Raw genomic sequence first — 25636 nt, forward strand, 5'->3', positions numbered from 1 at the left:
GGCGGCGGCCTTCCGTCGGTCGCGGTGCCTGGAGCGGTTCACCGTTTCACCGAAACAGCGAGCGGGTCCATGTCCTTGCTTTGACGCAATTCCGGACGGAGAACCACCTTGGCGGTCCGTAGGTCTGCCGAGTAATCAGTACGATCCTTGACGGCTATTACAGCTCATTTCTTGGAGAGAAACGCCTTGCAGGCAGGAGTGAGCTCACTGATATGCTGTTTAAGACAGCTTAACCCCTTTGCGTTGTCGACCATCTTGCACAGTCGTTGGGCATCCGCCCTGCATGGTGTTTTGTAAGCGTCTTTCGCTAAAGCGGCGTCGGCGAGGAAAAGCGACATGGAAGCAAGAAGCGCCAGTCCAAGCGATTTCTGTTTGCGCATGATTTAATTCCCCTCTGAAAATGAGCATAGTAACGCAGTCTTATATACGCGACTCCTGATATAATGGGAAGGCAAACAACTTCGTGACGACGCGGTCACCGGATTGGCCGCGAATGTGCCGCCATGCGGCAGCGTGGTCTTGCCTGCGGTCGGATCGAACACCGCCGCGACATCGGCGCGCCCGCCGACGGCACCCACCGGGAAGCCGCCGCCGATGATCTTGCCAAGCGCGCCGTCAGGCCCTGCCGCCACAAGTTCTGCCGCGAAACGATCGACATGAGGTCTAGTCCATTTGGATGATGCTTCCTGGGCCTGAAAGCGTATTTGGTATAAGCGGCCGGAACGGTTTCGAAAAATACAGATTATTCAGCGGTATAAATCAAAACGGAGCGAACTGTTACAACAAGAACCGCAATTCATGCACAGAGCCGCTATGACACGTTCTTGAGCATCGCGAGGAATGCCCAGTAGACAGAGGACCGTGGCCAGTGACGTCCATACATGGATCTTACGAGGAGTTCGAAGACGACCCGCGCCCGGTATGGGTTCGCTTCAGCATGCGCCACTGGAGGTGGAGCGCCGTTCCCGGATGCATCCTCCTCTTGGCGGCGGTATCTCCGCCAGACAACCGCGCCGAAATGCAGCAACAGATCGCGGCGGCGCGAGTCGAACTGGCGTCGACAAAAGCGCAACTGGGCCTGAGTCAGGATGCCGAGCGCACAGCAAGCGCCCAGGCAAGGCTGTTGGCCAGCACCTCCGCAGAGCAGACAAAGGCCCTGAGAGAGGCGAACCAAAGCAACGGAACCCTCAAACTCAATCTGGATGCGGCGCAGCGCGTCATCAAAGACTTGAAGGCACAATTGATTTCTGCAAACGAAGCACGCAACGCCGTGGAAGTGTCCCTGGCCGAGGCAAATCAATCGGTTGCCGAAGAGCGCCATAAGGTCGAACACTTCGAGCACGAACTCGCCATGGCTCGCCAGGCCGGCGAGGCCGATCAGAAACGTGCAAATCTGGCTGCGGCCGAGCGGGCCACCGCCCTAAAGGACCTCCAGCTGGCGGTTGCTGCCGCAAAGCATGTCAACGAGGCATTGGAACTGGAACACACGCGCGCGGTTTCGGCCGCAAGCGATGCCGATGACGCCCGTCGGGAAAGAGACGCTGCGAAGCAGGCATCTGCCGACTTGAGCGCGGCGCTGGAGCAGGAGCGCCAAAAGCTGACCGACATGTCCGTGTTCCTTACCGCTGCGCGAAAGGCGATCGACCTCGTCAAGGCGCAAAGTGCGCGCCGCACAGCGCAGATGGAGCGCGCGCCCGGGACGCGTTCCGCCGCGGTTCCACTTGCCAGCCAGGATGGCCTAGCTGTCCGCCAAACGGGCTTGCAGGATAAGAACAGAGCGAAGATCCCAAGATCACCGAAACGGGTTCTGGTGGCGACGACGATCACTCTCCCCGACGCGTTGCTTCCGACCCCGCCTCGATGATGATGGTCAGGAGTACATTTGGATTGGCACGAACGCATGCCCAGGAGGGGTCCTGAAATGGGCAAATACGTGGCGGTCGCTTTGATGATCGCAGCCGCTACCGGACCGGCGGCCGCCCTTGATGTCGGCGGTGGCGGCAAGGTCGGCGGCATTGGCGTCGGCGCTGGAGTGAGCGCCGGATCACAAGGTGTCTCCGCTGGCTTGGGGGCAAGTGTCGGCGGCTTGGGCGGCGCAAGCGTTGGCGCGTCGGTGAGCTCAGGCGGCGTCAGCGTTGGCGCGTCGGCAGGCGCAGGAGGGACAAGCCTTGGCGCGTCCGCGAATGCTGGTACCGGATCGATCGGCGCGAGCGTTTCGACGGGTGACGCTGCAGGCAGCACAAGCGCGGGCGTGTCGACGGGTGCCGGCACCGCAACGTCAGGCACCAGGGACACCGCGCCCCCCGACAACCCCACCGTTTTCTCCGCCAAAAGCGCAACAACCGCGATCAGCCTACCATCCATCCTCAAACCTGCCAGCGCACGTGGCGGGGAGTTCGGGCGGTTTAGAGCGGGCTATCCTTTTGCGCCCCTTGTATCGCTGAAACCGAAGCCAGGCACGCCGCCCAAAGTCGTCAGCGCTTGCCGCGCGGCGATCGTGTCGGCCGCGACGCCGCTCGGTGCTGTGCGCGTATACGCGGTCAGTGCCGGTCCGATGCGCCAACGCAGAGCCGGTCTGGCGGCGCCGATCGAGGTGCGAATAAACTATGCGCTTCCAGGCGGTTTCCAAGTGCGACAAGCGAAAGTTCTGTGTCGCTTTGGTGCGACGGGGAAGGTTATCGCGGTGACATAGAAGCCAGCTTGCCGAAATCGTGCGCAGGGACCGCTATCTGGCAACGTCACTCGCCGCCGCCCGGTTCGGGTGCCTCAGATGGGTCGGCGTGATGCCGGCCTGCTGGCGGAAGACGCGGCTGAAATGGCCGGCATTGGCAAAGCCGCAGCGATAGGCGATCTCGCCGATCGCGAGGTCGCTGCCTTCCAGCAGCGATCTGGCATAGTGAACCCTGAGCGCCAGATAGGCGGCCATCGGGCCGATGCCGAGCTCGGCGCCGAACAGGCGCTCGAGCTGGCGGCGCGAGCAGTTCTGCCTGGCGGCAATCTCGGCGATCGGGATCGGCTCCTGAAGATTGCTTTCCATCAGGAGCAGCGCCCGCTTCACCGCGCGGCTCGCGGCCGATGGAAAAAGATCGCCGACCGGCTGCACGTCGCGGCTGGAGCGGATGCGATCGAGCACCAGGATCTTGGCCGCCTTTTCCGCTGCCTTCCGGCCGATGAACTGCGAGACGAAATAGCCGGCGAGATCGGCCGCTCCCGTGCCGCCGGCGCAGGTGGCGCGGCCGCGGTCGACGGAATAGAGGCTGTCGGCATGGGCGTTCACATCGGGGAACTCGGCGCGAAAATCCTTGATGTGGAACCAGCTGACCGCGGCGCTGTAGCCGTCGAGCAAACCGTAGCGCGCCAGCACGAAGCTGCCGGTGCAGAGCGCGGTGAGCGGCACGCCCTTCTGCGCGGCGCGCAACAGGAAGGCCTCCTTTTCCGAACTCAGCTTGCGGCTGGTGTCGAGCAGGCCGCCGACCACCACGACATTGTCGAAATCCTCGGGATTGCCCATCGCCTTGGTCGGCAGCAATTCGACGCCGCAGCTGGCGCGGATCGGCAGGCCGCGCTCGCCGACGATCTCCCAGTCGAACTCGATCCTGCGGCTGCGGTCGCCCTCGTCGCCGGCGAGCCTCAGCGTGTCGATGAACAGCGACAGCGGCGACAAGGTGAAATCGCGCACCAAAAGAAAGGCGAACTTCTTGGCCATTCGTTTTTGGAACTATCCCTTGGTCATCTTCATCGGCTCGCGAACCACCGGAAGGCCGTCCGAGACGTCCATCAATACAGCGGCGATCCATCTTCGACCATCGCACGCCACCGGCGACCTGTAGCGTGTCGGCCGGCGCACTCCAACGCGGATTGCAGACTGGATCAACGGTATCTAGATCATTAACCGAAGAGTTATGTATATTTATTTCCTGCTAATGTATTGACATTTTTCTACCAGCCATCGCAGTATATTCGAGTCTTCTGGGGGCTAATGACATGTTATGGCGCCGCGTTGCCGCGCTTTTGTTTTGCGCCGCAAATGCATCATGCACGACTACACCTGTAATCGAGACCGTGACCGGTTTTACGGCAACTGACATAGCGCGCAAGACGCGGTGCGAGTTGCGAGACGCGTTTGAAGACAAAGTCGCCGCCTGGTTTCTCTCTGATCAGCTCAAGAATGATCGATACGCGCGCAGCGTAGCGCCACTGCTAAGAGACGACACGATTTCACTTGCGAATGTCGATTTCAAAAGCTTGTCTCCAACCGCACGGAAATACCTGGACTATTTTATGGGCGCGGCAGTCGCCTACGATTTCTCGCTGAATATCACAGAAACGAACGACGCGAATGCCTCCGTGGATCTGCTGGGTCGCCTGACGGGGAACCAAATCAAACTCGGGATTGGAGCTGGCGTCGATCGCACCAGGCGCCATGAGCAAACATTCTACCTCGTCGAAACTTTTGACCATTTGACCAGGCAGGTTGACTTTGACTACTGCAATCCAAAAAAGAAGAAAAACAAGAATTATTTCAATAAAGATCCAAACTTTATGTATCCTATCGCTGGTCTTATAGGAGTCAAAAAGCCTCTTGATGAATTTGTCGACTTATCACTTTTTGCTTCTTTGGACTCAAAAGACAAGGGTCCACCTACATTGACGTCCGCTCTTGAATTCACTACCAAGATTTATGGCAATGCTACGCCGGGGGTTGTTGCGGAGCCGGTTCTGAGTGATTCTTCGGTCGAGTTCAAAAATAGCCGCGAAGACGTCCATAAGGTCGTGCTCGCCTTTTCGATCCCCAACCCACCGTCCTTCGAGGCCATGGCAAACGATGGACGATTTGTCGTATCCGCCGGAACTTTCGCTGAAAAGGCGGCTGCCGGCGCAGCTAACAATTTCATCCTGCGGACAGAATTCAACAGGACCACGATCGTCATAGATCGTTAAGCCAAACAGGAGGAAGCCATGGCGAAATCGAAACCGAAGGACAATGACGATTTAGAGCACCTCGGCAAAGACTTTGTCGTGCCGGTGAGCGGCTTCATCGACGCAGTTCTCGATGCCGCTTATCGCCGTAATATCGAGGAATTGAAGCGCGTTTTTACAGGGATAAACCTGACTGTCAGCGAACAGGTAGGGATCGACACACTTGTCCTGCTGGGCAAGTTGAACCGAGCTCCGCAAACGGCGGCATTCAGGGCATCCCTCGCCACTGACGGATGCAGCGACTATGGATGTACTCGCGCATGATCCCTGCGCGGCGCGTTAATCAGCTTGCGGCGGCTTTAGGCTTTCTACCACCGAGCTCCTGCCGGTCCCTTCGCCTGCAGAGCCGCCCTGTCATCGAGCCAATCGCTATCCTTGAATAGCGTTTTGGACCATTGCATGATTCCTCGTGCGCGCTTTCGGCGACCCCAGGCGTCGCAATCCGGCACGGCGCCGTCATCGCCGGACCTTCATCGAAAGCAGCGGGGCCATCGGGCGATGACGATCATCCATCAATTCACTGTGTCGGAAGGGCAGGAATGGGTGCTGCCGGTCGACGACGGCGATTACGAGGTGTTCTTCGGCCTCGACGGACGCTCACTCGAGGGCTGGCAGCCGCCGGTGATGCGGCGTGTCGAGGAAGGCGAACGGCACTATTCCGATTTCCCGTGGCTCGGCGAGCATGCCCCGCTTTTGCGCCGGCCGGCCGTGGACGCGCTGGCCGCGACGCTTCGCCCCTACGGCGAGTTGGTCCCGCTGCGCGGCGAGAAGGTCTGGCTGCTCAATGTCACGCATGTGATCGACGCGCTGGATGAGGCGCGGTCGCAGATGGTGCGGTTCGAGGACGGCGACATATTGGCGATCAAGCGCTACGCTTTCGACGCGGAGAAGATTGGCGGCGCGGAAGTGTTCAAGCTGCCGATGCGGGCTTCCCCGGTCTTCGTCGATGACGTGTTCGTCGAGCGGGTGCGCAAGGCAGGACTGCGCATGGTATCGTTCAAGCCCGTATGGACTTCGGGAACGGCAGGTTGACAGCTGACTGACGGGCGCCGCTTGGAGCGCGGCGGGCAGGCATGGTATCGCAATGCCGGGAGGTGGCGATGCGTGTGATTTTCCGATGTGATCCGATGCTGGCGGAGCATTTGCCGCGCCCGGTGCCGGCGCGCGGCGTGTTGCCGGACTGGCTGCGCACGATGCCCGCCACCGCCTATTCGGCGATCCACGGCCGCGATATTCGCACGCTCAAGCAATGCCCGCCGGTGGTCGACGCGATGACCTACGGGTTCATGATCCTGCTGCCCTGCGACGTCATCGTCGACCAGGGCAAGTTTTCCTGGGACTGGAAGGTTTCGGAACCCGCCACCGCGAACCATCCGCGAGCGCCGCTGAGCTTCCACACGCCGGGGCAGCTCGCGGGCAGCCCGTTCGCCTGGCCTGGCCAGGCCGCGCTCAAATTCAACAGCTTCTGGACCATCGAGGTCGAGGATGGCTGGTCGCTCTACGCGACGCACCCGGTCAATCGCGAGGATCTTCCCTTCAGGCTGGTGACCGGCCTGGTGGATTCGGACCGGTTCAGCGATGGCGGCATCAATTTCCCGGCGATCTGGAAGGAGCCCGAATTCTCCGGAGTGCTCCGCAAAGGAACTCCGGTCGCGCAATGCTTCGCGGTTCCGCGGGCCGCGCCGCGGCTGGAATACGAAGTGTTCGACGAAAAACGCCAGGCGGCCTATGCGCGGACGGTCGCGGATGTCCTGTCAACGCCGGGCGTCTACCGCAAGCGGTTCCGCGCCAGGCGCGGACGCTCCACCGGCGAGTGAAAGACGCAGCGCATCCTCGTCGAGCCAGAGCCGGCCGCATGGCGCGGAGGTGAGCGCCATGGCGATGACGCCGAAGGTGGACGGGGCGAGACGATAGGCTCGCGAATAGGCCGCCATCGCCCCCGCGAGGTCGCCCATCTCCTGCAGGACGACACCGAGATTGACCGCGGCTTCCGCGGCGTCCGGGCTCATCTCCAGCACATGCCGGTACGCCTCGGCGGCGGCGGCGAACTTGCGCATGTCCTGGCGCACGAGCCCGAGGTCGAACCATTGGGCCGGATGCCCGCCGCCGGCGACGGCGCGTCCGAGGAAGCCTTCCGCCTCGGCAGGCACGCCGCGTTGCCAGGCCAGGCGTCCGAGGCGCGCCATCGCCTCAACGGATTTCGGATCGCTTTGCAGGACCTTTGTCCAGGCCGCGCCAGCGGCGGAAGCATCGCCCGCCTGATCGAGGGTGCGTGCCCGCTCGAGAAGGATTTCCGCCTGGGACGACCGCCTCGCGGCGCGATCCAGGAACTGCAACGCAGCGTCGAACCGTCCCTCAGCCCGGGCGATCCTGCCTGCCAGGATCAGGGCGGGAACATTGTCCGGACGCGTCGCCAGGCTCGCCTCGATGCGCGCCCGGGCTGCCGGCTGGTCCGCCCTGGCGAACAATACGGCCGCCAGAAGATGGCAAAGCGCGGAATCGCCTGGGTGCCGCTTCAGGCCAAGCTCGCACAGGTCCATCGCCCGGGCGTGGTCGCCGGAGTTGAAGGCGGCCACGGCGCGGCGAACCAGATCCTCGCTGCTGGCTTGACCGGTGCTGGTCACTGAATTTGAAGCTCCTCTGTAGTGGCGCGGACGCCCGGCTCAACGCAGGCGCGTGGTTCAGGGGCCCAGGCTTGGAAGATTGGGCCAGGAATTAGGGCCAACCTGCCTGACTTGGATGGTGCAATGCACGAACGGGATGGCCATTATAACCAGACGCTTTATAACGGGCGATCCGATTATGACCACCAAGGGGAGACGATGCGTTACATACGTCCGCTTTCAATCGAAGATGCCGTTGGCGAGCTCGCCAAGGCAGTAGGCCCGGCCGCTATCCTGGCCGGGGGCAGCGACCTTTTGGTGAGGATGAAGGGCGGCTTCATCGAGCCCGAGCTGATCGTCGACATCAAGGCAATCGGCGGCCTGGCCGACATCGCCGAGACGGCCGACGGCTTTCGGATCGGCGCTGCCGTGCCCTGCGCGGTGCTGGGCGAGAACAAGGCGCTCAAGCAGGCGTGGCCCGGCGTGGTCGAGGCGGCCAACCTGATCGGCTCCAAGCAGGTGCAGGGACGCTGCACCATCACCGGCAATCTTTGCAACGCCTCGCCGGCCGCCGACAGCGTGCCGGCGCTGGTCGCGGCCGCGGCACAAGCAGTCGTCGCCGGGCCTTCGGGCAAGCGCACGATCGCCGTGGAAGCCGTGCCGACCGGACCCGGCCGCACGTCTCTGGCCAAGGGCGAGATGATCGAGGCGATCCTGCTCGACAAGCGGCCTGAGCATGCGGGCGACGCCTATCTGCGCTTCATTCCGCGCACCGAGATGGACATCGCGGTGGTGAGCGCCGGCGTCAACCTGACGCTGGACGAGAAGGGCGCGATCAAGACCGCCCGCGTGGCGCTCGGCGCCGCCGCACCCACGGTGCTGCTGGTCGAGGAAGCCGGGCAGGTGCTGATCGGCTCGAAGCTCGACGAAGAGACGCTGGAGCGGCTGGCAAAGATCTGCTCCGGCGCCTGCCGTCCGATCGACGACAAGCGCGGCACCATCGAATTCAGACGGAAAGTCGCGGGCGTGCTGGCACAGAGAGCCGCAACGACCGCCTACAAGCGTGCGGGAGGCAAATAATGGCCGGTATAGCTATATCAACCACGATCAACGGCGACGCCGTCGAATATCTGTGCCAGCCCGACGAGACGCTGCTCGACGTGCTGCGCGACCGTCTGGGGCTGACCGGCGCCAAGGAAGGCTGCGGCACCGGCGACTGCGGCGCCTGCAGCGTCATCGTCGACGGCAGGCTGGTCTGCTCCTGCCTGGTGCTGGGCGCCGAAGCCGAGGGCCGCAAGGTCGAGACCATCGAAGGCATGGCGCATGGCGACCAGCTGCATCCGCTGCAGCAGAAGTTTTTGGAGCACGCGGCCTTGCAATGCGGCATCTGCACGCCGGGCTTCCTGATCGCGGCCAAGGACCTGCTGGAGAAGAACCCCTCGCCCACCGAGGAGGAAATCCGCTTCGGGCTCGCCGGCAACCTCTGCCGCTGCACCGGCTATGACAAGATCGTGCGCGCCGTCCAGGATGCGGCCCAAGTGATGAAGGGAGCGTAATCCATGAACTTCGATCCGCGCTACTCCGGACGCAATTTCTCCTCGGTCGGCACCCGGCCGATCCGCCCCGACGGCGTCGACAAGGTGACGGGACGCGCCCGCTACGGCGCCGACTTCAACATGGCCGGACAGCTGGTTGGCCGGGTGCTGCGCAGCCCGCACGCGCATGCGGTGATCAAAAGCATCGATACCTCGAAGGCGGAAAAGCTCGCCGGCGTGAAGGCGGTGATCACGGCCAAGGACCTGCCGGACCTCACTGACGGCGATGCCGCCATGTACGACATCCTCGACAATTCGATGGCGCGCAAGAAGGCGCTCTATGACGGGCATGCGGTGGCCGCGGTCGCGGCGATCGACGCCCGCATTGCCCGCCAGGCGCTGAAGCTGATCGAGGTCGACTATGAGGTGCTGCCGCATGTCACCGATGTCGACGAGGCCGCGCACCACCACGCGCCGCTGATCAACGACCAGGTCTACACCGAGGGGCTGGAGGAAAAGCCGGCAAAGCCCTCCAACGTTACCAAGCGCACGCAGTTCGGCCATGGCGATGTCCACAGGGGTTTCGCCGAGGCCGATTTCATCGTCGAGCGCTCGTTCAAGACCGAGCAGACGCATCAGGGCTATATCGAGCCGCATGCCTGCGTGGCGAGCGTCAACCCGGACGGCACGGCGGAGCTGTGGGTGTGCACGCAGGGCCATTTCGTCTACCGCCAGCATTGCGCCCAGCTGCTTGGGCTCGAAGCCTCGAAGCTGCGCGTCACCTCGTCGGAGATCGGCGGCGGTTTCGGCGGCAAGACCCATGTCTGGGCCGAGCCGGTGGCGCTTGCCTTGTCGCGCAAGGCCGGCCGCCCCGTAAAGCTGGTAATGACCCGCGACGAGGTTTTTCGCGCGTCGGGCCCGACCAGCGCCACTTCGATCGACGTCAGAATAGGCGCGAGGAAGGACGGCACGATCACCGCGGCGGAAGCGACGCTGCGCTATAGCTGCGGCCCCTATGCCGGCTCCTGGGCCGAGATCGGCGCCATGACGGCGTTTGCCTGCTACAAGCTCGAGAATGTCAAGACGGTCGGCTACGAAGTGCTGGTCAACCGGCCCAAGACCGCGGCCTATCGCGCGCCCTCCGCGCCGATGGCCGCCTTTGCCGTGGAAAGCGCGGTGGACGAGCTCGCCAAGGAGCTCGGCATGGATGCGGTGGACTTCCGCATCAAGAACGCCGCGCAGGAAGGCACGCGCTCGTCCTACGGCCCGGTCTACGGACCGATCGGCATCGGGCCGACGCTGGAGGCGGTGAAGAGCCATCCGCATATGAAGGCGCCGCTGAAAGCCAACCAGGGGCGCGGCATGGCCTGCGGCTTCTGGTTCAATTTCGGCGGCCAGACCTGCACGGATCTGAACATCGGCATGGACGGCACGGTCTCGCTGGCCGTCGGCACTGTCGATGTCGGCGGCTCCCGCGCCTCGCTGTCGCTGGTGGCGGCGGAGGAGCTCGGCATCGACTACTCCAACGTCAAGGCGATCGTCGCCGACACGTCTTCGCTGGGCTACAACGACATGACCGACGGCAGCCGCGGCACCTTCTCCTCCTCGATGGCGACGATCTCGGCCGCCCGCAACGCGATCAAGATCCTCAAGGATCGCGCCGCGCAGATGTGGGACATCCCGGTGGAAGACGTGACCTGGGAAAAGGGCCACGCCATCGCCAAGGGCGAGAAATACGGCAACCTCTCGCCGCTGTCGCTGAAGGACATCGCGGCCAAGTCGGGCACGACCGGCGGCCCGATCGCCGGCCATAGCGAACTCGTCGCCGACGGCGCCGGCGTCTCCTTCGCCACCCATATCTGCGACATCGAGGTCGATCCCGAGACCGGCGCGACCAGGGTGATCCGCTACACGGTGGTGCAGGACGCCGGCAAGGCGGTGCACCCGACCTATGTCGAGGGCCAGTACCAGGGCGGTGCCGCGCAAGGCATCGGCTGGGCGCTCAACGAGGAGTATATCTACGGCAAGGACGGGCGGCTGCAGAACGCCGGCTTCCTCGACTACCGCATCCCGGTCTGCTCCGACCTGCCGATGATCGACACGCAGATCCTGGAAATTCCCAACCCCAACCACCCCTACGGCGTGCGCGGCGTGGGCGAAACCTCGATCGTGCCGCCGCTGGCGGCGATCGCCAACGCGGTGTCGAACGCGGTCGGCGTGCGCATGACCCACATCCCGATGTCGCCGCCGCGCATCCTGGCGGCGCTGGAGGCGGAGCGGGAAGGCTGATGCCGAAAAGCGCGAAGCGGTTTTCGGCTCACATCCCCGCCCGATGAGGAGCCGGGCCTGATGGTCGAGGTCACCCTCTGGGGCTCGCTCAGCGCCGTCGCCGGCGGCAAGGCCAAGCACGAGATCGAGGCCAAGGACATAAGGGAGCTGTTCCGCAAGCTTGCGGAACAGTATCCCGGGATCGAGCCCTGGATCGACCGCGGGATCGCGGTGGCGATCGATGGGACGATCTACCGGGATACGTGGAGCAAGGAACTGCCGGAGGGGGCGGAGATATTTTTGCTGCCGCGGCTGGCTGGAGGGTGATGGGGACGCGCGGCCCCATAGGCTCTGCGCGCGGGAGACCAAAGCGTCCTGCGTTCGGATGGCTATAATTTAGCGTAAGCTGATATAACAATGTCAGCCGGCGCCCTGCGTCTAGTCCGTTCCCCCGCCGGTCAGGCCCGGCTCGTGGGCACCCCCCGCTTTCGAGCTGGGCCGCTCATGATTATCGGGCGGCTATCGGTTTGGCCGGTCTTCGCGCACAACGTTGTAGAGAAGAAGCCCCGCAGTCAAAGACACAATGGCGCCGACCATGTCGTGGCCGGTCAGGCCCGAATAATACACAAAAGCAAATGCCAACTCGGCCATGATTCCACCTGAGTGTGTGATCCTTGCTGAGAGAACTTTTAGGGTACGCTAATGTTCCCATAGACGGCCATCAGATCGTTACGGTTTGCCGCTGTGCTCGGAGCCGACTATCGCCTCCAGGATCGCCTCGTATGCGCTTCCGACTTCCTCTTCAATCTCCTCCTCGGCGATACCTGCCGCCCTGGCATCGGCGAACAGCTTGGTCGTCAGCTCGGCAACCGAGACGACGTCCGCGCCCACATTGCCGCGCATCACGTTATCGGTGATCCATCTGCCGAAGAACTCCGCGCCACGCTCGCTCATTTGCCCTGCTCTTTCAGAAAATGAGCTTCGCGAAGGAGCGACCCCCAGTCGGTTCCGATTGTCTCGATCAGCTCGCCGGCCTGCTCCTGGGTGATGCCGGTTTCCCTTGCCAGGCGTCCTGCAAGCAGTTCGAAGACAGCCTGGTCGCTCTCCCCCAAACTGCCTTCGCGATGCTGCAACGCCTCGAAGATCACCTCGAAAACGCTGTCGATTTCCTCGTTGATCTCGCTGGCCGCGATGCCTTCGCGCTCGGCCGCCTTGATCATTTCGTCGGCCAGGTCGGCAACTGCGACGGGGTCATCCGTCATCACGTTTGGCAGATGCTCCGCGATCCATCGGTCGAAGAAGTCGAGACCTCGCCTGCTCATGTGGCCATAAGCGCGCGGCCAACATTAGGTTCCGCTGATGAGGCCCTCTCTCCGACTGAGGTCCCATTCGCCAGCGCATTGGTCCGTCGCGTGAAACATAAGCCCTGCGATCTCATTAGGGCTGCGCTGACGAGCAATCAGTCCCTTCATCGTCAGTTGGCTGGATCGCCCGCCACCTGCCCCAGGTGGTGGGCATCCGCAGAAAGAACAGGGGCTCGGGACAGAGGTGGACAATGTCGATTTCCGAGGAGTTGCGGGACGTGAGTCTTCGCTATGAATGCCCGAATTGCCGCCGGCCGATCATCAGAAACGGTTCATGGTTCAAGTCGGTGAGCACCTTCCGGTGCGATGCCTGCAAGACCAAGCTCAGGCTTGGCTATTCGGCCAAGCTGGCGCTTTTCGAACGCCACGGCAAGGCGGCGTTTTCGGGGGGTGTGTGACCTATGCGGATGAGTGCCCGCGAACCTTTTGCCGAGCAGCAGCTTCCTTTCCGAGAGCGGTGGGAGATGCCCCCGACGGCCGTAAACGACAACAGCGCGCTCCAACACGGCGATCTTTCCAATCTCGTCCCGGCCGATGACGGCCTTGCAAGGATCACCGCGAAAGCGGAGCGGATGGGCATTGCAGCGGCCGTAGTCATCAGCCTTTTCATCGGGCCGGTCGTGTTCACGTGCTTGATGCTGAGCGTGTGGAACGCGGCGTTGGAGAATAACGGAGGCAAGCATGATCGAGACTTCCAGGATCCTGGAAACCAAGGTGGCGGGCCTGCAAGACAGGCTGCGGGAAGCCAAGCTCAGCATGGATGACATGCTGGCCTTTCAAAAGGTCGCGGACGTGCTGGACAATGGCCATGGCGGCATCGACGTCGACGACCTGATCGCGCTTTCGTTTGTGGTGGAGGATGAAGGTTGAGGACGTCGCGGGGCCGGCCCAAGCTGGTTGAAGTCACCCTTTAGGGCTCGCTCAGCCCCGTTGCCGGAGGCAAGGCCGAGCACGAGATCGAAGCCAAGGACATAAGGGAGATGTTCCGCAAGCTGGCGGAACAGTATCCTGGGATCGAGCCGTGGATTGATCGCGCGATTGCGATCGCGATCGACGGGGTGATCTATCGGGATACGTGGGGGAAGGAGCTGCCGGAGGACGCGGAGATATTTCTGCTGCCGAGGTTAGCTGGGGATAATCGGGCGCTGGCGGAAGGTTGTGGCCAACGCAACCACAAAAATCTACGGATCTCCCGGCCTTTGGCGCGCCCGACGGCGAGCAGATCGCGCACCGCCATTAGCGCGCTGCTATCTACTCACGTCCGAGTTCGATGCCATTCGTTACCTCCGGTGTATTGCACACCTGAATTCATTCACGATTGTTAATAGATTTTGCCTTGCAGAATATTGTTCTGCAGAGGAATTCTCTGCTCGACTCTCCGTTAGTTGGAAGAGATGTTCAGTCAGATTGATGTAATCGCGCATGTCAAGATTTTCTCGGACCCGCTTTACTCGGTCTTCAAGAAGGTAACCGAAATGCCTGATTTAGTGGTTCGAAAAAGCACGTTACGCCACTCTACCAAACCAGCCTAGGCAATTGACTTTTTACCCGGTTTGGATTTTGCTCGCAGAGTCCAGCGGGATAGCGAATGGAGGACTGAGTGGCCACGTTCGAAGAAAAGAAAAAAATCTTAGCACCTTTGATCAAAGCGGTCTGTCTACTTTTAGATGACGACGATTTCGTCAAAACCAACCCAGGTGAACCCGTTTTGACTAGCGAGTTGTTCCACCACATGTATGATCTTTACCCAGGCCTCCGAGTTAGTCACCTTTACGAACGCCGAGAAAACATTCGAAAGCGGCTCAGCTACATGAAAAACGGACACCTCAAGGAGGCCGACATAATTCCGACATTGTAGTACACCGGGTCGGCGCCAAGGAGGACAACCTGCTGGTAGTCGAGGCAAAGCGACATCCGAAGGTAGATGACGGAGACGATGTGTGGAAGTTGGAAGGCATGACCGCCGAAGGGCCTTACCACTACACGCTCGGCGTCCACATCACATTTCAAGTTCCCAAGAAGATCGCGACTCAGTGCATAGTATATTCCGAAGGCCATATCGATACCGAAACCACGGAATGGCTTAAGGGAGCTCTACCTCCAGTCGCCTAATGGCTGAAAGAAATGTGCATAGTGGCAAGCAAGATGGGTCACAAACGTTGCGAACATCAGCGTCGACATGCAAATGTCTTGACAGAATCATCGGGTGGTGGGAGCAGATGTATAGCTTACGTGGGAAGCACTGTTCGTGCTTGGTCCGACGTTCCGTCAGACCTCAATTGATTGCTAGGTTTTATCCGGTGTGGAACAACGAGGTGTTTAACCGCCTTGTCAGGCCGCTCCGCTCGGTAAAACCCCTCGTTCTTCCACACCTCCAAGGGTAAGTGATAGCCGGAGGGGACATAGTCGACTTAGTCGACCGGATCGACCTCGGTACGGTCCATGTTAAAGCGCCGAGTTCGCTGATCTTTCTATGCGGCGGAAAGACAGACGTAACTCAGCCTAAGCCCGTTTCCCTACGGGAGGCTTTCACGCGTATTTATACCACGCCTGACTTGCGACCGTACTACACCATCATGCCCGAGGACTTCAGAATCTTCCCCCCTCATGGGCAATATAGAGACATCCTGAGTTTCGAAACCGAGTTCGCTGAGATCGTTGACTTGGTAATCGTCTTCTCCGAGAGCAATGGTAGCTTTACCGAACTCGGTGCTTTCGCGATGATTAAGGAAATCGCTGAGCGTCTGCTCGTGGTGATTGACGATGAGAGTTACAATGCGGACTCATTTATCCGGCTTGGCCCAGTCCTTTACCTTCAAAACAATATCGGTCAGTCATCTGTCTGCGTCGTCGATCGCAACGACATCAACATTAAAAGCATCCGGGATGTAGGTGACCTGAACCTTGGGGTATTCGAAAATCGCATTGTGACGGCGATTAATGCTCGGAAGAGCGAGGTAAAGGAGCCAACCACTTTTGACCCCGAAAGGCCGGGCCACATTATTAAACTTGTTGTCGGCCTCATCCAACATTACTCGGCACTGACATTTGCGGAAATCGCGGAGCTGGTAGGTCCATTTCAGGTCAACCTAAAAGCGGGAAAGCTGGATGACTATCTTCTCTGCGCGATAAACGCAGAATGGATCAAGAAAGATCGAAGGGGTTTTATCGACTACTATTGTGCCACACCCAATAAGGGGAACGCGATCGAATACAAGCTGAAAAAAGATGCTTCTGTCGAGCCGCGAGACCGGTGGCGGGCACAGATAAGCGAGTACTGGAAGGCGTATGATGACGCTCGATTTAGTGTGATCCAGGCTGCATTGAAGAGCGTTGCCAGATGAGTATCGTCGACACTCTATCAATCGAATCGGGACTGGAAGTATCACTCGTCGAGCGGATCATCCGCAACGCTCCCGTCAGGTACAAAACGTATCAAATTCCCAAGCGCTCTGGCGGCACTAGAACGATTTCCCAACCGGCGCGCGAGGTAAAAGTGCTCCAGCGGTCGCTGAGTGAGGTATTGCTCCGCCTTTTGCCTGTGCACGAAGCAGCGATGGCATACCGACCGGGAATGTCTATCAGGGACAACGCCTTGCGCCATGCTGGAGATGGGCCGATCCTCAAGATGGACTTCAAGGATTTCTTTCCATCGATCAAAACCCATGATTGGGTTCAATACTGCAAAGAAACTGGCGCTCTGACCGACCCTGGAGATGTGCGGGTAACCACTCTTTTGCTGTTCCAGCGCCCAAAGGGCAGCACCACCTTGCGCTTGGCTATTGGCGCCCCTTCATCACCATTCGTCTCAAATGCCCTGCTTTACGAGTTCGACGAGCGCATCACCGCCGCAGTCGCAAGAGATCACGTTATCTATACGCGGTATGCCGACGATCTAACTTTCTCCGCACCTAGGACGGGTTACTTAGTCAACGTGGAGAAGATGGTTCAAACTACGTTGGCCGGACTGGAGTACCCTAAACTGCTCATCAACGCCCAAAAAACGACCCGCATCACTAGGAAGTATGGTCGGCGAGTCACAGGCCTGACGCTCACTAATGATGGCGGTGTCTCAATAGGCCATGAGCGCAAACGCATCCTTCATGCGCAAGTTCACAACGCCACGAAAGACCTGCTCGACAAGGACCAGATCGCTGAATTGAAGGGCATGCTCGGTTTCGTAAACAGTGTCGAACCGCAGTTCCTTGACGTTCTGCGACGTCGATACGGTCATTCCATTATTACCAGTATCCAGCGCTTCGAGCTGCCCCCACCGACGTTGGATCTACTCGAATGAGCAACTTCGTTCAGCGCGACGATGTGGCGGCAGGCAGAGGCGATGCCCCGCCCCCCTCACACCCCCAGCGTCGGCTCGGTATTCACCGCCAGCGCCTCTTCCGCCTCGTCCTCCTCGCCCAGCACCTCGCCATGCACCCCGAGCGCGCGGCCGATCCAGATCGGGTCGACTAGGTGGTCGCGTTTGGGGTTGGCGGTGTTGGGGTGGATGAGGATGCTCAGGCCGCCATGGTTCAGCATCAGCCAGGGCACCAGCGTGGCGAAGATTTCGGTGGCGAAGGAGACCTGGTACATGGCCTGCTCATGCGGGCCGACCGGCTCGTCGCGCCAGTTGCCGAGGCGCACGCGAAAACGTTCGCCGATGCGCTGGCGCAGCCATTCGGCCTGCCGGCGCTGCGCTTCATCTCCGTAATAGATGTGAGCGTGATAGCTGGCGATCTCCGAAAGCGGTCTCGGATCGTGCGGCCTGGCTTCGTTCATCGCGATACTCCCCTCCCCGATGGTTCCAGTCTGTCGTGCGGAACTCTAGGCGGTTCTTCGGTTCCTGGAAACGGCGAGCCGCTCTACAGACTGTTCAGCGTGGGCGCGTTGGCCGTGATCGCAGACGCCGGCCCGCTCCGTCTCGGCGTTGCGCGCCGAGCCACCTCTCCCCACTTCGTCTACGGCATGCACATTTCCAAGCGGCTGGCCTTTGGCGATAACGTGCATGGCAGCTTGGCGCATGCATTGGCTAATGTAGCGCAGGTCGACCCCCACTCCGGCTCGGCTTCGCCGAGCTCCCCCGATCGACGGGGTAGAGGAAGGCGCCAAGCTTTTTGCCGTCAATGCTCGTCCAGCAACGCTCACTTCCTTTCCCTCTGGAGGGGGGAAAGTGGCGCTGCGAAGCAGCGACGAATTGGGGGAACCACGTGGCAATCAAGCCTCAGGTCGATCAGTCGCGCCAGTCAAAGAAGATGTGTGCATAGCATAGCCCCTGTGGGGAGAGGAACCCAGGCTTGCGAAGGCCGCGCGCTTGGCGATCGGCGGAGCGGGGAAGCGCCGCCGGCGATTACGCACAAACGTCAGAGTGCCCTACCCCTTATCGCCACCGCTGCCCCACAGCGCGCGCTGCAGCAGGCCCGGCGCGCGCTTCTTCGGCGCGAGCTCGACATCGCTCACCAGCCGCGCCCCGCCCTCACGCCTCTCCAGCGTGATCTTTCGCGTGTGGAAGGCTTCCAGCTCGGCGCGGTGGGCGACGCTGATGATGGTGACCTGGGGCAGCACCTTGATCACCGTCTGCATCATCTTGTCCTGGCTCTTCTCGTCCAGCGCCGAGGTCGCCTCGTCGAGCACCACGATGTCCGGCGCGTGCAGCAAGAGGCGAGCAAAGGCGAGACGCTGCTTCTCGCCGCCCGACAGCGTCTGGTCCCAGGGCGCCTCTTCCTCCAGCCGGCTCTTCAGATAGTTCAGGCCGACCTTGTCGAGGGCCGCATTGATCTCTTTCGTCTTCCAGTTCTCGGCGGCGGCGGGATAGGCGGTGGCGCGGCGCAGCGTGCCGGACGGAATGTAGGGGCGCTGCGGCAGCATGAAGAGGCGCTTGCCCGGGTGGAAATCGACGCTGCCGCTGCCCCAGGGCCAAAGGCCGGCGATGGCGCGCACCAGTGTCGACTTGCCCGAACCGGATTCGCCCGAGACCAGCACGCGCTCGCCAGGCTCGATCTCCACCTCGGTTTCCTTGACCACGGCGGTGCCGTCGTCGAGCGTCACGGAAACATTGTTGAGGCTGAGCATCGCGCCGTCTGCGGTCTCGCCGCGCTGTATGCGGCCGAGCTTGTCGTTCTCCTCGGCGCGCTCCAGCCCGTCCAGCGACATCATCAGCGAGGCGATGCGGTGGGCCGAGGCGTTCCAGTCGGCCAGGCGCGGATAATTGTCGACCAGCCAGCCGAAGGCGCCCTGCACGATGGCGAAGGCGGAGGCCGCCTGCATCACCTGGCCCAGCGTCATCGAGCCGTCGAGGAATTTCGGCGCGCACAGAAGCACCGGCACCACCGGCGCGAACAGGCTGGAGCCTTGCGAGACCAGTGCCGTGCGCATGTGCTGGCCGGTGAGCCGCGCCCAGCGGCCGAGCACGCCGGCGAAGGTGCGGTCGATGCCGGCGTTCTCCTCCTCCTCGCCGCCCAGCAGCGCGATGCTCTCGCCATTCTCGCGCACGCGCGTCAGCACGTAGCGGAACTCGGCCTCGGCCTGGTTCTTGTCCTCGGAAAGCTGGACGAAGCGGCGGCCGATGGCGAACATCGAGGTCGAGGTGATCGCCGCGTAGATGACCGCAGTGACGACGAGGAAGCCGGGCACGGTGATGGTGGAACCGCCCAGCGAAAAGCTCAGCGCGCCGCCGATCGTCCACAGCACGACGATGAAGGTCGAGGCCGACAGGAAGGCGTTGAGGACGCCGGCGATGAAGTCGACCGGCGATTCGGTGGCGATGCGCAGGTCCTCGGTCAGCCGGGCCTCCGGGTTGGCATGGTCGCCTTTGACGAGGTTGAGCTGGTAGTAGCGGCCGCTGGCCAGCCAGCGCTGGATGACGGCCGTGGTCAGCCAGGAGCGCCAGCGGCGCTGCATGGTCATGCGCAGGTACACTTGCGCGACCACCAGGCTGATGCTGCCGGCGACCAGCGGCAGGAAGACGGCGCTCAACCAGTAGACGGTGTGCGCGTCGCGCAGCTCGATGGCGTCGAAGATCGCGCGGTTCCAGCGGTTGATGCCGTATTGAAAGCCGACATTGACGCAGATCAGCGTGAGCAGCCCGATCGTCAGCGGCCAGGCAAGCCTGTCGCCGCGCAAACCCCAATAGCCGCGCCCGCTGATCCAGAAGCGCCGCAGCAGATATTTCTTTCGCGCCCGCACGGCCTCCTCGGGCGAAAGCTCGGGATCCGGCTCGATCGCCTCGGGCGGCGGCGACCCGGCGTGGCCGATGGCCTCCGGCGCCGCGTCGGCCGATGCCTTTTCTTCGGCCTCGCCGGCCTGCGGCTTGCGTTGCTGCGCCTTGTCGTCTTTCAGCCGGTCATCCTGATGTGTGTCTTCCCGTGCCATCTTCGCGCGCGGCTTCGGGGCACCGCGCGGTTCTGACTGGCGCGGCTTGTCCTGGCGCGGCGGCGCCGAACGCGGCTTGCTTGCACCGCGCTGCGTGGCGCTGTCGGCCGGTTTCGGTTTGTGCTTGGCCGGGGACATCGCGCCACAACGGCCCAAAAATCAAAAGGTTTCACGCTGCCCGGCAATCGGCTAAGGCGGCGCTGCCCCCTCTCAGCCTCGGCTCCGCCGAACCACCTCTCGGGGGCAAGGAAACCTGCAGTCTTGCCGGCGGCGCCCGAGACATAGGGTCGGGAATTCGTCGATGGACCATTTGAATTGACCGCCATGGCACGGCGCGAGAAAAAACCTATCGTGTTTGTGTGACCTGCAAGCCGATCGGAGCCCCAACCCATGACCCTGACCAATCGAGACATCGTCGAGCTGACCGAATGGCGGCGCAAGCTGCACCGGCAGCCGGAAATCTCGAACGAGGAGGAAAGGACCGCGAAAGAGGTGGTGAACTTCCTCGCCGATACCGGGCCGGACAAGGTGCTGACCGGACTCGGCGGCCACGGCGTGGCGGCGGTCTATGACAGCGGGCAGGCCGGACCGACGGTGCTGTTCCGCTCGGAGCTCGACGCGCTGCCGATCGCGGAGCTTTCGGGCGTCGCCCATGCCTCCGAGGTGCCGGGCAAGTCGCATATGTGCGGCCATGACGGGCACACCGCGATCCTGGCCGCGCTCGGCCGCCAGTTCGGACGCGAGAGGCCGGCGCGCGGCCGCGTCGTCTTGATGTTCCAGCCGGCTGAGGAAACCGGCAACGGCGCGGCCGGGGTCGTCGCCGATCCACGCTTTGGCGAGATCCAGCCGGACTTCGCGTTTTCGCTGCACAACCTGCCGGGCGTGCCGTTCGGCGAGGTGCGGCTGAAGGCCGGCACCGTCAACTGCGCCTCGCGCGGCATGCGCATCGTGCTCGAGGGCAAGACCGCGCATTCCTCGATGCCCGAGACCGGCGCCTCGCCGATGCCGGCGGTGAGCGAGCTGATGCCGGCGCTGCCCGCGCTCGGGCGCGGGACCTTCACAGATGAGGATTTCGGAATGGTGACCGTCACCCATTGCGCGATGGGCGAAGCCGTGTTCGGCATCGCGCCCGGCTATGCGGAAGTGTGGGCGACGCTGCGCACCCGCCGCGACGAGCGCATGGCCGAGCAGGTCGCCGCGGCGGAGGCGCTCGCGGCCAAAATCGCCGCCAGGCACGGCCTTGCCGTGCGTTTCGACTATCACGAAATCTTCCTCGCCAGCGTCAATGCGCCGGACGCGGTCGAGCATCTCAACCGCGCGCTCGACGAGGAAGGCATTGCGCGCAGCGAAGCGGCGCTGCCGATGCGCGCCTCGGAGGATTTCGGTATTTTCGGCCACAATGCGAAGTCGGCGATGTTCTTCCTCGGCGCCGGCGAAAGGCACCCTTCCCTGCACAACCCCGACTATGATTTCCCGGATGATCTTATCCCGATCGGCTCGCGGATCTTCATGCGCGCGGCGCGCAATCTTTTGGGCTGAGCGGACGCCGACGATGAGCTGTTCGAACGACGCCGATCGCCATGCCGCTTAGTGTCGGGCCCGATTTCTTTGCCCGCGACGCGGTTATCGTCGCGCGCGCGCTGATCGGTGCCGGGCTTGCGCTCGCCGGCGTCGGCGGGATCATCGTCGAGACCGAGGCTTACCGGCCCGACGACCCTGCATCGCACAGCTTTCGCGGCCGCACGCCGCGCAACGCGCCGATGTATGGCGTGCCCGGCGGCGCCTATGTCTATCGTTCCTACGGGCTGCATTGGTGCCTGAACGCGGTGTGCCTGCCGGGCAGCGCGGTGCTGATCCGCGCCATCCAGCCGCAATCCGGCATCGCCGCGATGCGCGAGCGGCGCGGAACGGATGGCGACCGGCTGCTCTGCTCCGGTCCAGGCAAGCTCTGCCAGGCGCTGGGCATCGACGGTTCGCATAACGGGCTCTCGCTTACCGCGCCACCGTTCGAGTTCGCCCGTTCCGAGGCCGACCCGGGCGCGATCCTCGCCGGTCGCCGGATCGGCATCACCAAGGGCGTGGAAGCCGAGTGGCGATTTGGCCTCGGCGGATCGGCCTATCTCAGCCGCAGGTTCTGAGCCGCAACCTTATCCAATCCCTCTCCCCGTCACGGATCATTCGCGGCCAGCGCGCGTTTGAAGACAGATGACGGAGGATCGGACAATGGCGACCGACAAATACGAACGCATCAAGCGCCGCGCCTATGAGATCTGGCAACGCAGCGGCGAAGCGAATGGCCAGGACGAGGAGCACTGGCATCGGGCTTGCGAGGAAATCGAGCGCGAGGACAACGGCTTGGGCGAACAGCCGGGTGCTGCGATGCCCGGCGCGGTCACGATACCGGCCGGCCAGCCGGACCGGTCGGCGGCCGAGGCGCTGGCGCGCAAGGCCCTGGCAAATCGTCCGGACAGGCCGGCCGCCGACGATCCGGCGCCGAAGAAGCGCAGCCGGCGCAAAGGCTGACCCGGCCATGGTCAAAAATGTCGAACAGGCATTGGACGACGCGTTGCTGGCCATGCGCATGCTGCGCAAGTCGATCGTCGATCACGGCCATCTGGAAGCGATGGCCGATCTGGATGCCGCGATGGAAACCGCGATCGCCGCGGCGGAGCAAAAACGCATCGACATCGAGCGGGCAAAATCGACATGAGCAGCGATGCGGCCGCGGTTCTCGGCGGACCGATCGTCCTGTCTCGGCCGCGGGCTCAAACTTCCCTGCTGTCGAAGAGGAACATCTGGACGCCCGATTCATCGGGTGCGTAAAGCCGGCGGTCCGCCCCGGCCGCCTTTCCCTGCGGGCTTGCGAACGCCTTTTTCATCGCTTCGAGATCGTCAAAATAAAGCGTCCCGATCAGGTAGACATCGGATGGTCCGGCCACCACCGTGATCGGCCCCTGGCTGACCTCGTATTTCCTCAGACCCGGGATCTTCTTGGCCAGCGGTATGTGCGTCTCGAAATAGTGCTTATCGAACGCCTTGGCATCAGCCGGCTGCTTGTAGATGACGACCATTCCAGCCATTGCGGTTCTCCTTCTTCGTTGGAACGGAACCAAGGACGAAATGGTGGGGGCAAACGGAACGGGACGTTGAAAAAAATCTCGGGAGCGCCGAAGGTCGACGATGGCGGCTGTCCCGCCCTGCCCGTTGCTTTTCGCCGCTATCTCGGTTGTGCGAAGGAGCGTTCTGTGTTCTCTCCGCCTTGAATTAGCAGGGACTCAAACGATGAGAATTGCGGTGGTCGTGGCGCTGAGCGCGGCAGCGGCGGGATGCGTGTCCTCTGCCGCCGATAATGGCGCTTCGCTGTCGCAGCAGGATCCGAAATGGGCATCGCCGGAATGCCGGCAGGCCTGCGCCGCGGCATCGGACTATGCCCAGCGCGAGAAGGACCATCCCGGCTGGGGGTTCGGTGTGCTTCTTGGCCCTTACAGCATGGCGATGGTGGCGGCGGTCAAGGAGCATGAGCACCAGCAGCGACGGCTTCTTGCCCGCCAGATGCACCTGCAATGCTCGAGCCAGCCGCTGCCGAAGGAACTCGATTTCGATCCGGCAAGCTACGCGCCGAAAAAAACGCATTATCCATAGAGGAAGGACCTCGGGTTCCGGTTATTCTGGCCGCTCCGCCGCGGCCTTGCCGTCGAATGCATAAGTGAGGATCGCCACCCCCGTCGCGGTCGACACCTGGTTGGACAGCTTCAGCATCGAGGTCGCCTGACCCGGCTCGAAAAGGCGCAAGCCTGTGCCCAGCACCAGAGGGTGGACCATCAGCACCAGCTCATCGACAAGCCCGTGCCGCATCAGCGCGCGCAGCAGCTTGCCGCTGCCGAACACAATCAGCGCCTTGTCGTGGCCTTGCTTGAGCGCGCGCACCGTCTCCCCGGCATCGCCGGCAAGCAGCGCCGAATTCTCCCAGCGCGGCTCATAGCCGGCGTCATGCGAGGCGACGAACTTCCGTGCGCCGGTCAGCGCCCTGGTCATCGGACTGGCCGGCTGACGAACAGCCCAGGCTTCGTGAAGATCCTCATAAGTCGTGCGGCCGGCGAGCAACGACCAGCCGCCGGCCATGGCGCGGCCAATGACTTCCTGCATCTTCGGGTCGCTGCCTGGATTGCCCCAACCGCCGTGCGCAAAACCATTGCGAGTGTCCTCGTCGGCGCGCCCCGGCGCCTGGAAGACGCCGTCCAGCGTCACATGCTCGATGGCGACGATGCTTGCCATTTCAGCCTTCGCTCCATGCCTTGAGCAACGGCCCTTCGCCGCCGAAGAGCGGATCCTTGTCGGGCCGGCCGACCTTCGGGACGGTGCGCAGCGCCTCGGCGTGCTGCTCCGGGCTCCGGCACAAATCATAGGTGCCGAAGGGCGGATAGGCGCCGACCACCAGAAGATCGGCCGAGCCGGACAGGCGCTGATGGCCGGTGCCGGCCGGCAGCACCGCCACGTCGCCCGCCTTCACCTCCAGCACCTTGCCCTTGTCGCCGCCGAAGCGGACCTCGGCGACGCCGCGCGCGATGCCCAGCACCTCGTGGATGCGCGAATGATAGTGGACGAAGCCGTAGATGCCATTGCGCCAGCTGTCGCCCCATCCATTGGCGCCGAAAATACCCTCGAGGACAGCAGCCGGATCGCCCTCGTCCGGCAGTTGCACGGCGCCGGGATAGACGAGCATGGGCCAGCGCGGATGGTTGGGCACCAGGCCGTCATCGGCGAAGCGGAAGGCAAGCGGTTCCTGTTTGTCGACAAGTTGTGCCATCCTTGCGATTTCCTGCATGGTCTTAATCGGACCTAACGGTTTCCCGCGGGTTTTGCTCCGGCCAGTCTGAGGAGGTCACAATGACTGCATTTCGTCTTTCGGCAATCGGCCTTCTTGCATCGGCATTTGCCTTTACCGCCGTCGCCGCCGACAACGCCAAGGCGGCGCCTGCGACCGCTACGGCGGCGCCTGCGCAGGATCTCCACAAGCTCTGCCGCCAGGTGAATAACGACGACACGGTCCGCCCCTATTCGCACGCGCTTCACGCCGGCACCGTCAAGGCGTTCAACAAGCTGTTTCCGCAGGCCAAGAGCGCGCCGCAGGAATCGGAGCTTGCGACGCAGGCCAACTATCGCTGCATGAACGGCAAGCTGCTGGCCTGCTTCGTCGGCGCCAACCTGCCCTGCGCGAAGATGAACGCCGCGCGCGACAATCCCGGCGCGGACGAATTCTGCAAGACCAACCCGAATGACGACGTCGTGCCGGCTTTCGCGACGGGACACGACGCCGTCTATGCCTACAAATGCGTGGGTGGCAAAGCGGTGATCACCGGCCAGCCATGGGTCCTCGACAAGCGCGGCTTCGCCAAAGAATTGTGGGCGGTGGTTCCAGAGCGCTGAGACGGTTCAGCGCCCGACCGGCGCCTAGAGCCGGATGATTCAGGTCGAGTCGACCTGAAATCTGAATCCGGCTCTAAATCAAAGAGATAGAGCA

At 62.5% G+C, this 25636-nt stretch carries 33 protein-coding genes; 22 read left to right on the forward strand and 11 right to left on the reverse strand.

The window, feature by feature from the left end:
• Window positions 1-164: 164 nt before the first annotated feature.
• Window positions 165-380 (reverse strand): hypothetical protein, encoded by a 216-nt coding sequence (locus FJ980_RS04250; RefSeq protein WP_140541687.1) that lies wholly within the window; start codon window positions 378-380, stop codon window positions 165-167.
• Between the two features lie 638 nt (window positions 381-1018).
• On the opposite strand from FJ980_RS04250, the gene FJ980_RS04260 reads away from it, so the two are divergent.
• Both FJ980_RS04260 and FJ980_RS04265 read left to right on the forward strand, forming a co-directional pair.
• Window positions 1019-1864: a hypothetical protein gene (locus FJ980_RS04260; protein WP_140541688.1), complete on the forward strand. Its 846-nt coding sequence runs from the start codon at window positions 1019-1021 to the stop codon at window positions 1862-1864.
• A 57-nt stretch (window positions 1865-1921) separates the two neighbouring features.
• Window positions 1922-2692, forward strand: a complete 771-nt coding sequence (locus FJ980_RS04265) for a hypothetical protein (RefSeq protein ID WP_140541689.1) — start codon at window positions 1922-1924, stop codon at window positions 2690-2692.
• Between the two features lie 33 nt (window positions 2693-2725).
• Here FJ980_RS04265 and FJ980_RS04270 read toward each other — a convergent pair whose 3' ends face one another.
• Window positions 2726-3706, reverse strand: a complete 981-nt coding sequence (locus tag FJ980_RS04270) for a GlxA family transcriptional regulator (RefSeq protein WP_140541690.1) — start codon at window positions 3704-3706, stop codon at window positions 2726-2728.
• A 278-nt stretch (window positions 3707-3984) separates the two neighbouring features.
• On the opposite strand from FJ980_RS04270, the gene FJ980_RS04275 reads away from it, so the two are divergent.
• The 4 genes from FJ980_RS04275 (at window position 3985) to FJ980_RS04290 (ending at window position 6797) form a co-directional block, all read left to right on the forward strand.
• Entirely contained in the window at window positions 3985-4941 is a 957-nt protein-coding gene (locus FJ980_RS04275; protein WP_140541691.1) for a hypothetical protein, read from the forward strand.
• Between the two features lie 18 nt (window positions 4942-4959).
• The gene (locus FJ980_RS04280) at window positions 4960-5244 is read left to right on the forward strand and encodes a hypothetical protein (RefSeq protein WP_140541692.1); all 285 of its coding nucleotides are present in this window, start codon (window positions 4960-4962) and stop codon (window positions 5242-5244) included.
• A 234-nt stretch (window positions 5245-5478) separates the two neighbouring features.
• Window positions 5479-6012, forward strand: coding sequence for a DUF1629 domain-containing protein (locus FJ980_RS04285; protein ID WP_140541693.1), 534 nt, complete (start codon window positions 5479-5481; stop codon window positions 6010-6012).
• A gap of 68 nt (window positions 6013-6080) precedes the next feature.
• Complete coding sequence (locus FJ980_RS04290) at window positions 6081-6797, forward strand: hypothetical protein (RefSeq protein WP_140541694.1); 717 nt, start codon at window positions 6081-6083, stop codon at window positions 6795-6797.
• Here the strand turns inward: FJ980_RS04290 and FJ980_RS04295 are convergent.
• On the reverse strand, window positions 6735-7604 hold the full coding sequence (locus FJ980_RS04295; RefSeq protein WP_140541695.1) for a tetratricopeptide repeat protein: 870 nt from the start codon (window positions 7602-7604) through the stop codon (window positions 6735-6737). The genes FJ980_RS04290 and FJ980_RS04295 overlap by 63 nt on opposite strands.
• A gap of 198 nt (window positions 7605-7802) precedes the next feature.
• Here FJ980_RS04295 and FJ980_RS04300 point away from each other — a divergent pair, with 198 nt between their 5' ends.
• The 4 genes from FJ980_RS04300 to FJ980_RS04315 are packed head-to-tail and all read left to right on the forward strand — an operon-like array spanning window position 7803 to window position 11713.
• The gene (locus FJ980_RS04300; protein WP_140541696.1) at window positions 7803-8663 is read left to right on the forward strand and encodes a xanthine dehydrogenase family protein subunit M; all 861 of its coding nucleotides are present in this window, start codon (window positions 7803-7805) and stop codon (window positions 8661-8663) included.
• Window positions 8663-9139: a (2Fe-2S)-binding protein gene (locus tag FJ980_RS04305; RefSeq protein ID WP_140541697.1), complete on the forward strand. Its 477-nt coding sequence runs from the start codon at window positions 8663-8665 to the stop codon at window positions 9137-9139. Before FJ980_RS04300 ends, FJ980_RS04305 begins: the two co-directional genes overlap by 1 nt.
• A 3-nt stretch (window positions 9140-9142) precedes the next feature.
• Window positions 9143-11407, forward strand: a complete 2265-nt coding sequence (locus FJ980_RS04310) for a xanthine dehydrogenase family protein molybdopterin-binding subunit (protein ID WP_140541698.1) — start codon at window positions 9143-9145, stop codon at window positions 11405-11407.
• Window positions 11408-11467: 60 nt separating this feature from the next.
• Window positions 11468-11713, forward strand: a complete 246-nt coding sequence (locus FJ980_RS04315) for a MoaD/ThiS family protein (RefSeq protein ID WP_095768248.1) — start codon at window positions 11468-11470, stop codon at window positions 11711-11713.
• A 192-nt stretch (window positions 11714-11905) separates the two neighbouring features.
• Here FJ980_RS04315 and FJ980_RS35805 read toward each other — a convergent pair whose 3' ends face one another.
• The 3 genes from FJ980_RS35805 to FJ980_RS35250 form a co-directional block, all read right to left on the reverse strand.
• The gene (locus FJ980_RS35805) at window positions 11906-12037 is read right to left on the reverse strand and encodes a hypothetical protein (RefSeq protein WP_281405771.1); all 132 of its coding nucleotides are present in this window, start codon (window positions 12035-12037) and stop codon (window positions 11906-11908) included.
• 78 nt (window positions 12038-12115) lie between these two features.
• Window positions 12116-12340 carry a DUF768 domain-containing protein gene (locus tag FJ980_RS04320; RefSeq protein ID WP_140541699.1) on the reverse strand — a complete coding sequence of 75 codons (225 nt, stop codon included), beginning with the start codon at window positions 12338-12340 and terminating at the stop codon, window positions 12116-12118.
• Complete coding sequence (locus FJ980_RS35250) at window positions 12337-12606, reverse strand: hypothetical protein (protein WP_246676304.1); 270 nt, start codon at window positions 12604-12606, stop codon at window positions 12337-12339. Before FJ980_RS35250 ends, FJ980_RS04320 begins: the two co-directional genes overlap by 4 nt.
• Before the next feature lie 362 nt (window positions 12607-12968).
• Between FJ980_RS35250 and FJ980_RS04330 the strand changes: the two genes are divergently transcribed.
• The 6 genes from FJ980_RS04330 (at window position 12969) to FJ980_RS04355 (ending at window position 17047) form a co-directional block, all read left to right on the forward strand.
• The gene (locus FJ980_RS04330) at window positions 12969-13148 is read left to right on the forward strand and encodes a hypothetical protein (RefSeq protein ID WP_246676305.1); all 180 of its coding nucleotides are present in this window, start codon (window positions 12969-12971) and stop codon (window positions 13146-13148) included.
• A gap of 283 nt (window positions 13149-13431) precedes the next feature.
• Window positions 13432-13620: a hypothetical protein gene (locus tag FJ980_RS04335; protein ID WP_140541701.1), complete on the forward strand. Its 189-nt coding sequence runs from the start codon at window positions 13432-13434 to the stop codon at window positions 13618-13620.
• Between the two features lie 110 nt (window positions 13621-13730).
• Window positions 13731-14075 carry a hypothetical protein gene (locus FJ980_RS35255; RefSeq protein WP_246676306.1) on the forward strand — a complete coding sequence of 115 codons (345 nt, stop codon included), beginning with the start codon at window positions 13731-13733 and terminating at the stop codon, window positions 14073-14075.
• Between the two features lie 275 nt (window positions 14076-14350).
• Window positions 14351-14608 carry a hypothetical protein gene (locus tag FJ980_RS04345; protein WP_140541702.1) on the forward strand — a complete coding sequence of 86 codons (258 nt, stop codon included), beginning with the start codon at window positions 14351-14353 and terminating at the stop codon, window positions 14606-14608.
• A 526-nt stretch (window positions 14609-15134) separates the two neighbouring features.
• Window positions 15135-16094: a retron St85 family effector protein gene (locus FJ980_RS04350; RefSeq protein WP_210243728.1), complete on the forward strand. Its 960-nt coding sequence runs from the start codon at window positions 15135-15137 to the stop codon at window positions 16092-16094.
• Window positions 16091-17047 carry a retron St85 family RNA-directed DNA polymerase gene (locus FJ980_RS04355; protein WP_140541704.1) on the forward strand — a complete coding sequence of 319 codons (957 nt, stop codon included), beginning with the start codon at window positions 16091-16093 and terminating at the stop codon, window positions 17045-17047. Before FJ980_RS04350 ends, FJ980_RS04355 begins: the two co-directional genes overlap by 4 nt.
• Window positions 17048-17103: 56 nt before the next feature.
• Here the strand turns inward: FJ980_RS04355 and FJ980_RS04360 are convergent, their stop codons facing one another.
• Together FJ980_RS04360 and FJ980_RS04365 are read right to left on the reverse strand one after the other, a co-directional pair.
• A complete protein-coding gene (locus FJ980_RS04360; RefSeq protein ID WP_140541705.1) occupies window positions 17104-17526 on the reverse strand; it encodes a DOPA 4,5-dioxygenase family protein in 423 nt (140 codons plus the stop codon).
• 591 nt (window positions 17527-18117) lie between these two features.
• A complete protein-coding gene (locus FJ980_RS04365) occupies window positions 18118-20253 on the reverse strand; it encodes an ABC transporter ATP-binding protein/permease (protein WP_140541706.1) in 2136 nt (711 codons plus the stop codon).
• 252 nt (window positions 20254-20505) lie between these two features.
• Between FJ980_RS04365 and FJ980_RS04370 the strand changes: the two genes are divergently transcribed.
• The 4 genes from FJ980_RS04370 to FJ980_RS04385 all read left to right on the forward strand — a co-directional run bounded on the left by FJ980_RS04370 (window position 20506) and on the right by FJ980_RS04385 (window position 22825).
• On the forward strand, window positions 20506-21654 hold the full coding sequence (locus FJ980_RS04370) for an amidohydrolase (RefSeq protein WP_140541707.1): 1149 nt from the start codon (window positions 20506-20508) through the stop codon (window positions 21652-21654).
• A 41-nt stretch (window positions 21655-21695) separates the two neighbouring features.
• Window positions 21696-22253, forward strand: coding sequence for a DNA-3-methyladenine glycosylase (locus FJ980_RS04375; protein WP_140541708.1), 558 nt, complete (start codon window positions 21696-21698; stop codon window positions 22251-22253).
• Between the two features lie 85 nt (window positions 22254-22338).
• Complete coding sequence (locus tag FJ980_RS04380; RefSeq protein ID WP_181181101.1) at window positions 22339-22638, forward strand: DUF2934 domain-containing protein; 300 nt, start codon at window positions 22339-22341, stop codon at window positions 22636-22638.
• Between the two features lie 7 nt (window positions 22639-22645).
• Entirely contained in the window at window positions 22646-22825 is a 180-nt protein-coding gene (locus FJ980_RS04385) for a hypothetical protein (RefSeq protein WP_140541710.1), read from the forward strand.
• A 55-nt stretch (window positions 22826-22880) separates the two neighbouring features.
• Here FJ980_RS04385 and FJ980_RS04390 read toward each other — a convergent pair whose 3' ends face one another.
• On the reverse strand, window positions 22881-23186 hold the full coding sequence (locus tag FJ980_RS04390) for an EthD family reductase (protein ID WP_348640644.1): 306 nt from the start codon (window positions 23184-23186) through the stop codon (window positions 22881-22883).
• Window positions 23187-23397: 211 nt separating this feature from the next.
• Here FJ980_RS04390 and FJ980_RS04395 point away from each other — a divergent pair, with 211 nt between their 5' ends.
• Window positions 23398-23757, forward strand: coding sequence for a hypothetical protein (locus FJ980_RS04395; protein ID WP_140541712.1), 360 nt, complete (start codon window positions 23398-23400; stop codon window positions 23755-23757).
• 21 nt (window positions 23758-23778) lie between these two features.
• Here FJ980_RS04395 and FJ980_RS04400 read toward each other — a convergent pair whose 3' ends face one another.
• Both FJ980_RS04400 and FJ980_RS04405 read right to left on the reverse strand, forming a co-directional pair.
• The gene (locus FJ980_RS04400) at window positions 23779-24390 is read right to left on the reverse strand and encodes a dihydrofolate reductase family protein (protein WP_140541713.1); all 612 of its coding nucleotides are present in this window, start codon (window positions 24388-24390) and stop codon (window positions 23779-23781) included.
• A gap of 1 nt (window position 24391) precedes the next feature.
• Window positions 24392-24922, reverse strand: coding sequence for a cupin (locus FJ980_RS04405; protein ID WP_140541714.1), 531 nt, complete (start codon window positions 24920-24922; stop codon window positions 24392-24394).
• 80 nt (window positions 24923-25002) lie between these two features.
• On the opposite strand from FJ980_RS04405, the gene FJ980_RS04410 reads away from it, so the two are divergent.
• Window positions 25003-25542 carry a hypothetical protein gene (locus FJ980_RS04410; RefSeq protein ID WP_140541715.1) on the forward strand — a complete coding sequence of 180 codons (540 nt, stop codon included), beginning with the start codon at window positions 25003-25005 and terminating at the stop codon, window positions 25540-25542.
• The last annotated feature ends 94 nt before the right edge of the window (window positions 25543-25636 follow it).

Source organism: Mesorhizobium sp. B1-1-5 (assembly GCF_006443065.1).
Lineage (GTDB): Bacteria > Pseudomonadota > Alphaproteobacteria > Rhizobiales > Rhizobiaceae > Mesorhizobium.